This is a genomic window from Pseudoalteromonas sp. 31A1, from assembly GCF_011378815.1.
In the GTDB taxonomy this organism is placed as follows: domain Bacteria; phylum Pseudomonadota; class Gammaproteobacteria; order Enterobacterales; family Alteromonadaceae; genus Pseudoalteromonas; species Pseudoalteromonas arctica.
Map to the genome: position 1 here is coordinate 23473 of NZ_WTKY01000028.1, position 12844 is coordinate 36316.

The 12844-nt window shown below is 37.8% G+C and carries 17 protein-coding genes; 12 read left to right on the top strand and 5 right to left on the bottom strand.

Annotated features, from left to right (window positions below; all coding sequences use genetic code 11):
* Positions 1–113: 113 nt before the first annotated feature.
* The 4 genes from GQR52_RS18495 to glpG all read left to right on the top strand — a co-directional run bounded on the left by GQR52_RS18495 (position 114) and on the right by glpG (position 3584).
* Positions 114–1307: a glycine C-acetyltransferase gene (locus GQR52_RS18495; protein WP_165729391.1), complete on the top strand. Its 1194-nt coding sequence runs from the start codon at positions 114–116 to the stop codon at positions 1305–1307.
* Between the two features lie 50 nt (positions 1308–1357).
* Positions 1358–2383: an L-threonine 3-dehydrogenase gene (gene tdh, locus GQR52_RS18500; protein WP_007584716.1), complete on the top strand. Its 1026-nt coding sequence runs from the start codon at positions 1358–1360 to the stop codon at positions 2381–2383.
* A 68-nt stretch (positions 2384–2451) separates the two neighbouring features.
* Positions 2452–2769, top strand: a complete 318-nt coding sequence (gene glpE, locus GQR52_RS18505) for a thiosulfate sulfurtransferase GlpE (protein WP_010554397.1) — start codon at positions 2452–2454, stop codon at positions 2767–2769.
* Positions 2766–3584, top strand: a complete 819-nt coding sequence (gene glpG, locus GQR52_RS18510; RefSeq protein ID WP_165729392.1) for a rhomboid family intramembrane serine protease GlpG — start codon at positions 2766–2768, stop codon at positions 3582–3584. The genes glpE and glpG overlap by 4 nt, the downstream gene beginning before the upstream one ends.
* 3 nt (positions 3585–3587) lie before the next feature.
* On the opposite strand, the gene GQR52_RS18515 is transcribed toward glpG, so the two are convergent.
* Positions 3588–3986, bottom strand: a complete 399-nt coding sequence (locus tag GQR52_RS18515; protein ID WP_165729393.1) for a flagellar basal body-associated protein FliL — start codon at positions 3984–3986, stop codon at positions 3588–3590.
* Between the two features lie 154 nt (positions 3987–4140).
* Here GQR52_RS18515 and GQR52_RS18520 point away from each other — a divergent pair, with 154 nt between their 5' ends.
* Positions 4141–4680, top strand: a complete 540-nt coding sequence (locus tag GQR52_RS18520; protein ID WP_165729394.1) for a chorismate lyase — start codon at positions 4141–4143, stop codon at positions 4678–4680.
* A complete protein-coding gene (gene ubiA, locus GQR52_RS18525) occupies positions 4677–5555 on the top strand; it encodes a 4-hydroxybenzoate octaprenyltransferase (protein ID WP_165729395.1) in 879 nt (292 codons plus the stop codon). Before GQR52_RS18520 ends, ubiA begins: the two co-directional genes overlap by 4 nt.
* A gap of 37 nt (positions 5556–5592) precedes the next feature.
* Here the strand turns inward: ubiA and GQR52_RS18530 are convergent, their stop codons facing one another.
* From GQR52_RS18530 to GQR52_RS18540, 3 genes are all read right to left on the bottom strand, one after another.
* Positions 5593–6213 carry a 2OG-Fe(II) oxygenase gene (locus GQR52_RS18530; protein WP_007584723.1) on the bottom strand — a complete coding sequence of 207 codons (621 nt, stop codon included), beginning with the start codon at positions 6211–6213 and terminating at the stop codon, positions 5593–5595.
* 92 nt (positions 6214–6305) lie between these two features.
* Positions 6306–7190 carry a LysR substrate-binding domain-containing protein gene (locus GQR52_RS18535; protein WP_007584725.1) on the bottom strand — a complete coding sequence of 295 codons (885 nt, stop codon included), beginning with the start codon at positions 7188–7190 and terminating at the stop codon, positions 6306–6308.
* 377 nt (positions 7191–7567) lie between these two features.
* Complete coding sequence (locus tag GQR52_RS18540; RefSeq protein ID WP_007584730.1) at positions 7568–7990, bottom strand: DUF2721 domain-containing protein; 423 nt, start codon at positions 7988–7990, stop codon at positions 7568–7570.
* 75 nt (positions 7991–8065) lie between these two features.
* Here GQR52_RS18540 and GQR52_RS18545 point away from each other — a divergent pair, with 75 nt between their 5' ends.
* From GQR52_RS18545 to tsaD, 3 genes are read left to right on the top strand one after another with little or no spacing between them, the layout of a single operon-like run.
* Positions 8066–8419, top strand: a complete 354-nt coding sequence (locus tag GQR52_RS18545) for a DUF2007 domain-containing protein (RefSeq protein ID WP_010554404.1) — start codon at positions 8066–8068, stop codon at positions 8417–8419.
* The gene (locus tag GQR52_RS18550) at positions 8412–9002 is read left to right on the top strand and encodes a YjaG family protein (RefSeq protein WP_007377861.1); all 591 of its coding nucleotides are present in this window, start codon (positions 8412–8414) and stop codon (positions 9000–9002) included. The genes GQR52_RS18545 and GQR52_RS18550 overlap by 8 nt, the downstream gene beginning before the upstream one ends.
* 38 nt (positions 9003–9040) lie before the next feature.
* Positions 9041–10054: a tRNA (adenosine(37)-N6)-threonylcarbamoyltransferase complex transferase subunit TsaD gene (gene tsaD, locus GQR52_RS18555; RefSeq protein WP_165729396.1), complete on the top strand. Its 1014-nt coding sequence runs from the start codon at positions 9041–9043 to the stop codon at positions 10052–10054.
* Positions 10055–10228: 174 nt separating this feature from the next.
* Here tsaD and plsY read toward each other — a convergent pair whose 3' ends face one another.
* Positions 10229–10840, bottom strand: a complete 612-nt coding sequence (plsY, locus tag GQR52_RS18560; RefSeq protein WP_165729397.1) for a glycerol-3-phosphate 1-O-acyltransferase PlsY — start codon at positions 10838–10840, stop codon at positions 10229–10231.
* 230 nt (positions 10841–11070) lie between these two features.
* Between plsY and folB the strand changes: the two genes are divergently transcribed.
* From folB to GQR52_RS18575, 3 genes are read left to right on the top strand one after another with little or no spacing between them, the layout of a single operon-like run.
* Positions 11071–11430, top strand: coding sequence for a dihydroneopterin aldolase (folB, locus tag GQR52_RS18565; protein WP_007584738.1), 360 nt, complete (start codon positions 11071–11073; stop codon positions 11428–11430).
* Positions 11431–11919 (top strand): 2-amino-4-hydroxy-6-hydroxymethyldihydropteridine diphosphokinase, encoded by a 489-nt coding sequence (gene folK, locus GQR52_RS18570; protein ID WP_007584740.1) that lies wholly within the window; start codon positions 11431–11433, stop codon positions 11917–11919. It abuts the gene before it with no gap.
* Positions 11916–12716 (top strand): undecaprenyl-diphosphate phosphatase, encoded by an 801-nt coding sequence (locus GQR52_RS18575; protein WP_007584742.1) that lies wholly within the window; start codon positions 11916–11918, stop codon positions 12714–12716. The genes folK and GQR52_RS18575 overlap by 4 nt, the downstream gene beginning before the upstream one ends.
* Positions 12717–12844 lie beyond the last annotated feature (128 nt).

Sequence of the window (12844 nt, forward strand, 5' to 3'; positions counted from 1 at the left end):
TTGCGACGAACTGCAAACCGTGCATTTTCCCCATTAAACTTTTACAATACCCCCCATAATAAACAGTCGCTTAAATGTGGTTGTTTACCCGTTCAAATTAATGGAGAACACAGATGAGAGCATCTGCTTTTTTTAGCCAGCTACAACAGCAAATTGAAGATGTAAAAACCGAAGGTTTGTATAAAAGCGAACGCATTATTAAATCTCAGCAGCAAGCTCAAATCGAAGTTGCGTCAGGTAAAGTAATCAACTTTTGTGCTAATAACTACTTAGGTTTAGCTAATAGCCCAGAGCTAATTGAAGCTGCGCAAAACGGTTTAAATAATCATGGTTTTGGTGTTGCGTCTGTTCGTTTTATTTGTGGCACGCAAGATATTCATAAAACCCTAGAGAAAAAAATCAGTGAGTTTTTAGAAACAGAAGATACGATTTTATATTCTTCATGTTTTGATGCAAACACAGGCTTGTTTGAAACTATTTTAGGCGCAGAAGACGCTATTATTTCTGATTCGTTAAACCATGCATCAATTATTGATGGTGTACGTTTGTGTAAAGCTAAGCGTTTTCGTTATGCAAATAACGACATGGCTGATCTTGAAAAGCAGCTTATTGCTGCCGATGAAGCCGGCGTTAAAACGAAGCTAATAGCGACTGATGGCGTGTTTTCTATGGACGGCGTTATTTGTAATTTAGAAGCTGTGTGCGACCTAGCTGATAAATACGATGCACTTGTAATGGTTGATGACTCTCATGCTGTTGGCTTTGTTGGCGAAAACGGTAAAGGTACACCTGAGTACTGTAATGTATTAGACCGTGTAGATATTATTACCGGCACATTAGGCAAAGCGCTAGGCGGCGCTTCAGGTGGTTATACTTCAGGTAAAAAAGAAATTGTTGAATGGTTACGCCAACGTTCGCGCCCATACTTGTTCTCAAACTCATTAGCGCCTTCAATTGTTACTGCATCAATTAAAGTACTTGAAATGCTAGAAAATGGCGGTGAGCTTCGCGCTAAACTTTGGTCAAATGCTAAATATTTCCGTGAGCAAATGGAAGCTGTTGGTTTTACGTGTGCAGGTAAAGATCATGCAATCATCCCAGTAATGCTGGGAGATGCAAAAGTAGCCTCGTTAATGGCTGATAAGTTACTTGTTGAAGGTATTTACGTCACTGGTTTTTCATTCCCTGTAGTACCAAAAGGGCAAGCGCGTATTCGTACACAAATTTCAGCGGCGCATAGTATTGAGCAACTCGATATTGCTATTGATGCATTTACCCGCATTGGTAAAGAAATGGGCGTTATTTAATTTTATTTTAAACCGAAGCCTTGCTTCGGTTTTTTAGTTGAGTGTGAATTATGAAAGCATTATCTAAATTAAAAGCAGAACCGGGCATTTGGATGACAGATGCGCCAAAGCCAGAAGTCGGTCATAACGACTTACTGATTAAAATTCGTAAAACAGCTATTTGTGGTACCGACGTACATATTTACAAATGGGATGAATGGGCAAGCAAAACTATTCCTACTCCAATGGTTGTTGGTCACGAGTATGTTGGTGAAGTCGTTGATATGGGCCAGGAAGTTCGTGGCTTTAAAGTAGGCGACCGCGTATCGGGTGAAGGTCATATTACATGTGGGCACTGTCGTAACTGTCGTGCTGGGCGTGTACATTTATGCCGAAATACAACAGGCGTAGGTGTAAACCGTGAAGGTGCATTTGCAGAGTATTTAGTTATTCCTGCATTTAATGCATTTAAAATTCCAGATAACATTTCTGACGAACTGGCTTCTATTTTTGACCCGTTTGGCAATGCAGTTCATACCGCATTATCGTTTGACTTAGTTGGCGAAGATGTACTTATTACTGGTGCAGGCCCAATTGGTATTATGGCAGCAGCGGTTGCAAAACACGTTGGTGCTCGCCACGTCGTTATTACCGACGTAAATGAATACCGCCTAGATTTAGCCCGCAAAATGGGTGCATCACGTGCTGTAAACGTGGCAAGCGAAAAGCTTGAAGATGTAATAAAAGACTTAGGTATGACAGAGGGCTTTGATATTGGTCTTGAGATGTCAGGTGTGCCAAGCGCTTTTAATTCAATGCTTAATAACATGAACCACGGCGGTAAAATTGCCATGCTAGGTATTCCACCATCTGATATGGCAGTTGATTGGAACCAAGTTATTTTTAAAGGTTTAGTGATTAAAGGTATTTACGGTCGCGAAATGTTCGAAACGTGGTACAAAATGGCAAGCTTGATTCAATCTGGTCTTGATTTGAACCCAATTATTACACATCAGTATTCTGTGGATGACTTCCAAGCTGGCTTTGATATGATGATTTCAGGTCAGTCAGGTAAAGTAATTTTAAACTGGGATTAGTTCCTAACTAAATTACAAGAAGGGCGGCTTTAGCCGCCTTTTTTATACTATTAATTAAAGAGACTTCAATGGCATTTAAACACATTTCTATAGCGCAAACGTTAGAACTTCTAGATAAAGAAGACGTTGTAATTGCAGATATTCGCGATCCAAATTCGTATCAAGCTGGTCGTATTCCAGGCTCAGAAGCACTTTCTAACGGTAATATTGCACAATTTATGATGGAAAAAGAATTCGATCAGCCAATTATTATTGTGTGTTACCACGGTATGAGCTCTCAGGGCGCAGCTAGTTATTTAGTTGAACAAGGCTTTGAAGATGTTTACAGCATGGATGGTGGCTTCACTGCTTGGGAAGCGGCTTACAGCGAGAAGGTAGAGCGATGATAGAGCTTGGCAGTTTAAATAACCCACGCGCCGCACAGGGCTTTATAGATTATTTAAAAAGCCAAGGCCTAGATGCAAAGATACACTCAGCAGATGGTAGTAATGTCATCATTAGCGTGACTGAAGAGGACTTTCATCAAGTTCAGCCGCTATGGACTGAATTTACACAAAACCCCAATCATGAAAAATACCAGCAAGCATCTTGGGATGTAGGCAGCACGCAATCGCCGCTTAAATATCAAGGGCAATCACTTAATCTTATGGCGCGATTTAAAGCGCTTAGCTGGCTTAACCAAACTGTTAGCATATTAAGTATTGTTATTTATGTCGCTTTTTTATTGGGTGGATTTGATGAAATTTATACAGCTCTGCAATTTAATCCATCACAACCGCTCAGTTGGTTAACACCTGCGCTTGTGCATTTTAGCGCGATGCATATTGTGTTTAATTTAATTTGGTGGATGTCGCTTGGCGACAATATCGAAAAGCAATGCGGAAAACTCAGCTTAATAGGTTTGTTTTTAGTGACTGCACTTATTAGTAATTGGGCGCAATACCTAATGGTTGGTCCTAACTTTGGCGGTTTGAGTGGCGTAGTATATGGGTTACTTGGTTTTTGTTGGATTCATAGCTTTTTAAATCCGAACAAACCAGCACTGGTTAGTACGGCTATTGTTGGTTTTATGTTGATTTGGTTAGTGCTTGGTTTTGCAGATGTATTGTTTGTAGGTATGGCTAATTGGGCGCACTTAGGTGGATTAGTTAGCGGTATGGCTTTTGCCTACACCGCCAAAGTATTTAACGCAAAACGTTAAATACTAATGATATAAATACTTAGTGAACAAGACTTCACGGATGATCTCTTGTCCTGTTTCTTCTTTTAAGAGGCTTTTTAGTTTTTCGGCGCACTTTGCGCGTATTTCTTCACGGCCAGTAAGGGATTTTATTTTTTCTTCAGGCTCTTTAGATAAAATTTCTACTAGGGCATCACGTAGTAATGGCGTGTGGTGCTCTACTACTGCAATATTTGAAGTGTCATTAAGCATTAAATCAATAGTTACACGCACATAGCCCATTTTTTTACTTGATGCGCCAATGTAGTTGGTGATTATATCGGGCTCAAAACCAAAATAACCAACTGTAGATTCAGCACGAGCTGTAAAGCTTATGACGCTTACAAAGAACGTAAAAAGACCTGCGTATACTATTTTTTTCATATTTAAAGCGTTTCTTAAAACTTGTTACAAATAGTTTATACTTAATAGTGGGTAATAAACAGCGCCAAGCAATTATTTATGGTTATAAAACATCACTTTTTCAAAAGCTTTGGCAATGGTATCATCTCGTTGTTTTTTATTTTGTTGAGCTATTGTGATTACTTATCCTCTGTCTATATCTGCTAATTGGCAGTCCACTTCATATGTAAGTGATTTATCTCCTCTAGAGCAAGAATGGCTTTTTGAACCTAATTCTTTAACTGCTAAATTAAAAAGTAAATCACAAATTTTTAGTGTAAGAGTATTGAGCGAGCAGTTATTTACTTTAAGTCTAGAGCAAAAGTTATTACTAAACTGTAGCGCTAAAACAGCGATTAATAGAGAAGTACTCTTATTGTGCGATAACAAACCTGTGGTATACGCACAGAGCTGGCTTCCTAAAAATGATTCGAGCAATCCTTTGCACAATATGGGTGAACGACCTTTAGGTGATGTGATTTTTCAAGACCCAGCACTAAAACGAACGGATATAGAAATTGCTTATTTTGATGCCAAGCACCCCGTTCAGCAATTAGTTGCAAAATTAAACCTACCCGAAAAAAACTTACTAGGGCGTCGAAGTGTATTTTCACTCAAAGAATATAAATTTTTAGTGTGTGAAGTGTTTTTACCAGGAGCATATTTATACTCATGAAATTAGCCGCTTTAAAGCCAAAACATATTTCTTACTATATACAGCTAATGCGTATAGATAAGCCCATTGGTACCTTGTTATTACTTTGGCCAACATACTGGGCTTTATGGCTTGCTAATAGTGGGATGCCGAGCTTACTCAACTTTATTATATTTACGCTGGGCGTTGTTGTTATGCGAAGTGCAGGGTGTGTAATTAATGATTTTGCAGATAGGAAAATAGACGGCTCTGTAAAACGCACAGCTCAGCGGCCGCTAGCTTCAGGGCGGGTTAGTAGTGGTGAAGCACTTAGTTTGTTTTTACTGCTCATAGTTATTGCGTTTATTTTAGTATTAATGCTTAGCGTTAATACTCTTTTGCTTTCTTTTGGGGCTTTGGCTTTAGCTTTTTGCTACCCTTTTATGAAACGCTATACACAATTACCACAAGTTGTTTTAGGGGCTGCATTTGGTTGGGCTATTCCAATGGCGTATATGGCTTCAATAAATGCATTACCGCAGCAGGCATGGTTATTATTTATAGCCAATATTTGCTGGACAGTCGCTTATGACACTATGTATGCGATGGTTGATAGAGATGACGATTTAAAAATAGGGGTAAAATCAACCGCTATTTTATTTGGTAAATTCGACCGCCACATAATCTTTTTACTTAATGCTGTATTTATAGCGCTGGTTGCGTTTATTGGTATAAGTAATCATTTAAGTGTCGCGTTTGGCGTTGGTTTGAGTGTAGCAGCTGGTTTATTGGCATATCAACAAACGCTTATTCATAAACGTGAAAGAGATGCCTGCTTTAAAGCGTTTTTAAATAATCATTATGTGGGCTTGGCTATCTTTATGGGGTTATTACTTTCATACCCAATAGCATTTTAAAGCCTTAATAAAGGCTGTTAAAATTCGCTATTTAGAGCTATCGGGGTGGATCAATAATGCCGCTAATAGAGGCGTTTTTTCTAAACCATCCAGCAATAGAATAGCGTTCGTCAACTGCAGGAAGCACTTCATGAGCAAAACGTTCGCTTTCAAACATAACCAATGTGCCAGCAGTTGGTTTAATGGTTATTTCTACTTCTTTACTTTTAGGTTTATATATAACAAGTTCGCCACCTTGCTCTGGCGTATTTAAATAAAGCACCGTTGTAAATACACGATTAGATCGACCTTTAAATGCATCTAAGTGTTTTTTATAAAAATCACCCTGTGTATATTTTGCATAATGGCATTCGTAATCAAATAGCCCCATAAAAAAGCTACGATTTAACGTGGTTTTTATACTTTGCATTATTGCTTGATACGTAAGCTGTGCTTGAGAGCTGCCGTCAAACCAATAGGTTTTGTCAGTACGAATAGTTTTATCTATTTGTAAGTTATTTAATCGACCAATACCGGCAAGGCTAAAGTGGGGGTTTATACGGTGACAATCTGCAACTAAATCGTTAACTAAATCGGCAATAAGCGCGTTATGAATTACGGTGTATCCTTGGCGTTCTATATCATCTAAATAGACATCAGGACCAAAAAGTGTGTTCATTCACATCAGCTGTTTAAAAAAGGTGCGACAGTGTAGCCGAAAAGCGATTTAAAGCTACTGTTTATTGTGCCGCACTTTTTCAAAAAGAAGGGTTAGTTAAATGCAGCTCCCGCTTTTTTTATAAGCGACAGCAAGTGCTCTACATGTTCGGTAATAGATGTTTGTTGGCTTGTTTGTACAACGAGTTGTTCGTGATTTAAATCTTTATTTGTTTTTAGTTGCACGAGTTCAGAGTTCTCTGCGATTGTGTTTGCATGCTCAATGCTTGCTATAGCAAAGTGATCTGATTTAACTACACCAGCCATTACTTGCTCAATGCTACCCACTTTAATACTTGATGATTTATTTAAAGAATCAATTGCTTCATTAAGCATAGTTTGCACTTGTTTAGATTGAGAGAAGCAGCCAAACATAGGGTAGCTATCAAGATTTTGCTTACTTATATCGTTTTTATGTGCAAGAGGGTGATTTTTTGAAACAAATAATACAAGCTGATCAGGTAAGTGAATGTCACTGCCAATACTATTAATAGCTTGAGAGTATACACTTATGTCTATTTCACCTTGTTGGAGTCTGCGTGTTAGCTCTTGTTGATCTTGTAACTGCATTTCAATTTTTATATGAGGATATTGAGCTAAAAACTGTCCACAAGAAATAGGTACTATGCTGCTTGCCTTATTGGTATAGCCAATAACAAGTTTTTCATTAGCATTACCGTTTACTGATTGAAAAATCCGTTTTTTCGTTAGCTCAAGTTCCGATAGAGTCGTTTTAGCATATTCAAGGAAAAGTTCGCCTTCAGGCGTTAATTTAACAGAACGAGTTGAGCGTTTTACTAACTCATATCCCATTTCATTTTCAAGTGTTTGAATGCTGCGCGTTAGCGCTGAAGTACTAATTTGGGTTTGTTCAGCTGCTTGTCTAAAGTGACGTAATACACCAAGTGCTACAAATTGCTCTAATTGTTCAAATCTCACTTTATAGTCCCTTTTTATAAGTAAGTCGCAGATACCACGGATATCAAATATATTAATTTTTATTCTAAAGTTTAGTAAAATTCTATATTGAAATACGGTTGCAAGTTCATACGTGTTTCCAGCAGGATACCCCCCTTTTAGTATTAATTAAAGAGGAAAGCGACCAAATAGTATTACTTTTTTAATTGATAACTAGTTGTTTATTGTGTTTTGTCTATATTTTTGCAATTAACTATCTAGGCAAAGTTATTTTAACTCAGTGGGTTAGTTAGGAGGTTGGAATTTAATTGTTCTAATTAATAAAAAAGTACGCCCCAAAATAGGGCGCACATATAACATGATTATGACAAATAATAGGGTGTTTTATCTATGAGAGTTTATTTTACAAAATTTCTATTTATTCGGCTGCTTAATGGTTTATTTTCAATGCTTTGTAGTTCTATTTCAATCGCATCACAAGAAATATGTATTTCGAATAAAGACGTTAATAACGATAAACTTAAGCAAGCTAAGCTAATGCCAAATAAAATAATCCCTGTGGTATTAAATTCAATAAATAAAGCAAACATCGAAAATGTACACAGTAAAAAAGAGGCTACGCCGTATACCTGCATTGTTCTGATTAAGTTTATTCGTTTACGTAAGTTAGTGATTTGAGCGACTACAACAGGTCGGATAGATTCACCTTCGCGCGCATTTAACTCCCTAATTAATTGCGCTAAAACTAAAAATCGGTTTGTATAGGCTAATAATAGCAGCGATATGGCCGGAAAAAGTAAGCCCGGGGTTGTAAGTGTCATGTTTATTCCCTAAAAGTGCAGCATGCTAATAATTTAGCGCAGGATATTGATAACACAAAATAAATGAGGTGAATATTGCAAAATATTAATAATAAAAATTCAACTGATAGCTCCTTTCAATGGGTTACAATTTATAAAGCCGAAAATACCCTTGAGGCTAATATTATTAAAGGTTTAATACAAACCAGTGGCATCGAATGCAAAATAAAAGGTGAGATGCTCCAAGGCGCATTGGGAGAAATTCCATTTGATCAAGCACAAGTTAGTGTGCAGGTTTATGCGATAAAAGAGCGCCATGCGCGCCAAATATTGGTAAACTATCAACAAGTAAAACAATCCGCTCCAGATTGGGTATGCCCTAACTGTAATGAGCATAATGGATCAACATTTGATTTTTGTTGGTCGTGTGAGACGTTAAAGAATGACTAAAGCAAATAATTTTCAGCGTATTAGAGAGCTTAACTATTTACAAAAAGCTGTTTTAGCAAGTGCTTTAATAGAGCGAATGCTGCCAAATTACGGTTTATTTAGCGAAGCAACGGGGTTTGGTGATGAAACCTTACTTCGTAATTCGCTTAATGTTTGTTGGGAAAAAATATTACTGCCTAAAAGTAAAATAGATCTCGAAAAACAAGTTGAAAAAATAGAACCGAATGTTCCTGAGCTTGCTGATTTTGATATGTTTGGTACTTACCCTGCTATTGATGCTGCAACGTCTTTACTTAGCTTAATGCACGGTTTAATGGCGCAAGATGAGCAAGAGTTCATTAGTGTTAGTAAAATTTCTCAAGCAACCGTAGCCCGCTTTATTGAGTATCAAATGACGGTTGAAGGCGAGATTGCAGATAACACGGCCGTTAGAGAGCATCCATTAATGCAATACGAAATTGAAGTATTAGGTGAGCTAATTGATTTTGTAGAAAATATGGGGCGTATTACCTCTGATAGCGTGAAGGCACTTAAAAAGTTTGCCCTAGAAGATGGCCAAACAAATATTGGCCTTACGTTATAAAAACAGCGAAGTGAAATTTTAAAGGCAGGAGAAGTACAGTGCGAATTTTAGGCATTGAATCGTCATGTGATGAAACAGGTATTGCAATATACGATGACGAAAAAGGCTTGTTAGCTCATCAATTATACAGCCAGGTAAAAGTACACGCTGATTATGGCGGTGTAGTACCGGAACTTGCATCGCGCGATCATGTTCGTAAAACGCTACCACTTATAGACGCAGCTTTTGCACAAGCGGGTTGCGGCCCAGAAGATTTAGATGGCATTGCTTATACTGCAGGCCCAGGTTTAGTTGGAGCATTATTGGTAGGTACTTCTATTGGTCGTTCATTAGCATACGGTTGGGACATTCCAGCTGTTGCTGTTCATCATATGGAAGGGCATTTACTTGCTCCGATGCTTGAAGAAAATATTCCTGAGTTTCCGTTTATTGCATTGCTTGTATCGGGCGGTCATACCATGATGGTTAAAGTAGCGGGTATTGGACAATACGAAGTACTAGGTGAGTCAGTTGATGATGCCGCAGGCGAAGCCTTTGATAAAACGGCTAAGTTACTTGGTCTTGACTACCCTGGAGGTCCGCGCTTAGCTAAAATGGCCGAACAAGGCGTTGCGAAGCGCTTTATTTTTCCTCGCCCGATGACCGACAAACCAGGTCTTGATTTTAGTTTTAGTGGTTTAAAAACTGCAGCATCAATCACTATTCGTGAAAATGACGATGACGATCAAACTAAAGCTGATATAGCGCATGCATTTCAAACAGCGGTTATTGATACGCTGGTTATTAAGTGCAAGCGAGCGCTTAAACAAACAGGTATTAAGCGTTTAGTAATCGCCGGTGGCGTAAGTGCAAATACACAGCTTCGACTGCAGCTTGAACGCGTAATGAAAGGTATGAAAGGCGACGTTTTTTATCCGCGTACTGAATTTTGTACCGACAACGGTGCAATGATTGCTTATGCAGGAATGCAACGTTTAAAAGCAGGTCAGTTTGCAAGTCTTGATATGAAAACAAAACCTCGCTGGCCAATAGATAGCCTTGAGCCTATTTAATTATACCAATTGAATTAAATTAGTGATCTATTATAGCGATAAGAAAATAGCTCAATAACAAGGCTAAAATTATGATACATAGTTGTTCTATATAAATAATTTTTAACGTAGCTAGTGAGTTATTTAATACGCTAGAATGATTATGTTTTTAATAAAATTGGTATTACTCTTACATTAACTGTTTTCGTTTTCATCAGTGGGTGCTTTTTTAGCGCCTACTTTTGGTTCTTCCCCACTAAATAATCTAATAATATTAGTACGGTGACGAAATATAACTAACAACGTAATAAAAGTAACGGGAAGAGTATAAAGTGGTTTTATCAGCCATGTATATAAAGGTGCTAAAGAGACTGCCACAAGCGCCGCAAGTGATGAATAGCGTGTTATAGCCACTATAACCAGCCATGTACAAACAAGTAAACCAGCCAATGATAAGCCAATAGGTAATAATGAGCCAAATGCCGTTGCTACGGCTTTACCGCCTTTGAAGCTAAAAAACAGTGGGTACATATGGCCTAAGCAAGCTGCTACAGCGACTAAACCAAGCTCTAAAGGTTCAACTTCTAAAAAATAAGCTCCCCATACTGGAATAGTGCCTTTTAAAATATCAAACACTAAAACCAAGCAAGCCGGAAATGCTCCGCCTAATCTATAAACATTTGTAGCCCCTGGGTTGTTAGAACCACTATTACGAGGGTCAGGGAGTTTGAACAACCGCGACACTAAAATAGCCGACGAAATCGACCCAAGTAAATAAGCTAAAACAAACATTAAAGTGGCTAACACACGCTTCCTTATTTTTTAATTGCTATACCAATTGATAGTACTTTTAAGCTATTATTGGCAGCAAAATTTATCGTGAAAATTATTAACAGGCTATTTAATAGCTAGTTTGGTTATTTTGCTATTGTAGAAGTTATTTTCACATATTTAAACACTGGCTAAACCATATACAGTATTAATTTTATTGATGCTTTGTATAGTTGCTTAGTCGTTTGTTGTTATTTGGAGTATCAATGGATAAGGTTTTTATATCTCAATTACACGTCGACACTATTATTGGAGTGTACGACTTTGAAAAAGAAAGTAAACAGAGCCTTTATTTTGATATTGAAATGCTTAGTGATATTAAGCCTGCAGCCGAAAATGACGATATTAATTTAGCACTGGATTACTCAAAAGTAAGCGAACGCGTTATTAAGCACTGCACTGCAAAACCTGTTGAGTTGCTAGAGACTTTGGTTGAGCAGTTGGCTGAGATTATTTTAAGCGAGTTTAATACGCCACAAGTTACTATAAGAGTAAGTAAACCAGCAGCAGTAGCACAAGCACAAACTGTGGGTGTTGAAATTACACGTGTTAAGGCAACTGACTAAATGGCTCAAATTTATATCAGCCTAGGGTCAAATATAAATAAAGCGCATTATATACAATGTGCATTAATTGCACTTAAGCAGCACTTTGAGCACATTGTGCACTCGTCTGTTTTTGAAAGTGAAGCAGTTGGGTTTGCTGGCAATAATTTTTATAATTCAGTAGTTGGCGCTACAACTGATATGTCGCTTGCTGATGTATGCGCTTTATTAAAACAAATAGAGCGTGATAATGGGCGTACAGCGAACGACAAAAAATTTAGTCCACGAACGCTCGATTTAGATTTACTGTTTTATGATGATGTAACTTGCGATTCCCCAGCGCAATTACCACGTGATGAAATAACTAAAAATGCATTTGTATTACAACCTCTGAGTGAGGTTGCCCCAGATTTTTATCATCCTGTAGCTAAGCAAACGATTGCGCAGTTATGGAATGAATATAATAACCCTCAACAAAAGCTATGGAAGGTGGAGTTTTCTAACCTATGAGTATTATCGAAATAATTATTTTAGCCCTCATACAGGGATTTACTGAGTTTTTACCAATATCGAGTTCTGCGCATTTAATTCTCCCATCGCAAATTTTAGGCTGGGAAGATCAAGGGCTTGCGTTTGACGTAGCAGTACATGTTGGTACTTTAATAGCCGTTGTTATTTATTTTCGTAAAGAAGTAGTAGATATACTAAGCGCATGGTTTAAATCTTTTGGTAAGCAAGGCACTACCGATGACAGTAAATTAGGCTGGTGGATTATACTAGGTACAGTGCCTGCCGCTATTTTAGGTTTACTTTTAAAAGACTTTATTGAGTTATATTTGCGAAGCGCTTGGGTAATTGCTACTACCACCATTGTATTTGGTTTGTTGCTTTGGTACGCGGATGCAAAAGGGAAACAAATTAAAACTATTTATCAGCTCAATTGGAAAACGGCACTTATCATTGGTTTTGCACAAGCTGTTGCAATGATCCCGGGTACTTCTCGATCAGGTATCACGATGACCGCTGGTTTAATGTTGGGTATGAATAAGCAAAGCGCAGCGCGTTTTTCGTTTTTACTAGCGATTCCGATTATTTCTATGATGGGGCTTTATTATATTGCAGAGCTTGCACTGGGTGACCATGTAGTTGATTGGAATACATTATTGCTTGGTGTGGTGCTATCGTTCTTATCGGCTTATGCATGTATATTTATGTTTTTAAAAGTAATAGAGCGAATGGGTATGTTGCCATTTGTAATATATCGTTTATTACTCGGTGTAGGTTTGATTGTATTTTTAACGCTATAAACAAACTTAATTAGTAAAACCAAAAAAAGCACCTTTAGGTTAATGCCGATCAGTTAAGAAAATGACCGGTTGACCGATCCAAACGATCATGCAAAATCCGTAGTTAGGAAACTAACTACGGATTTTTT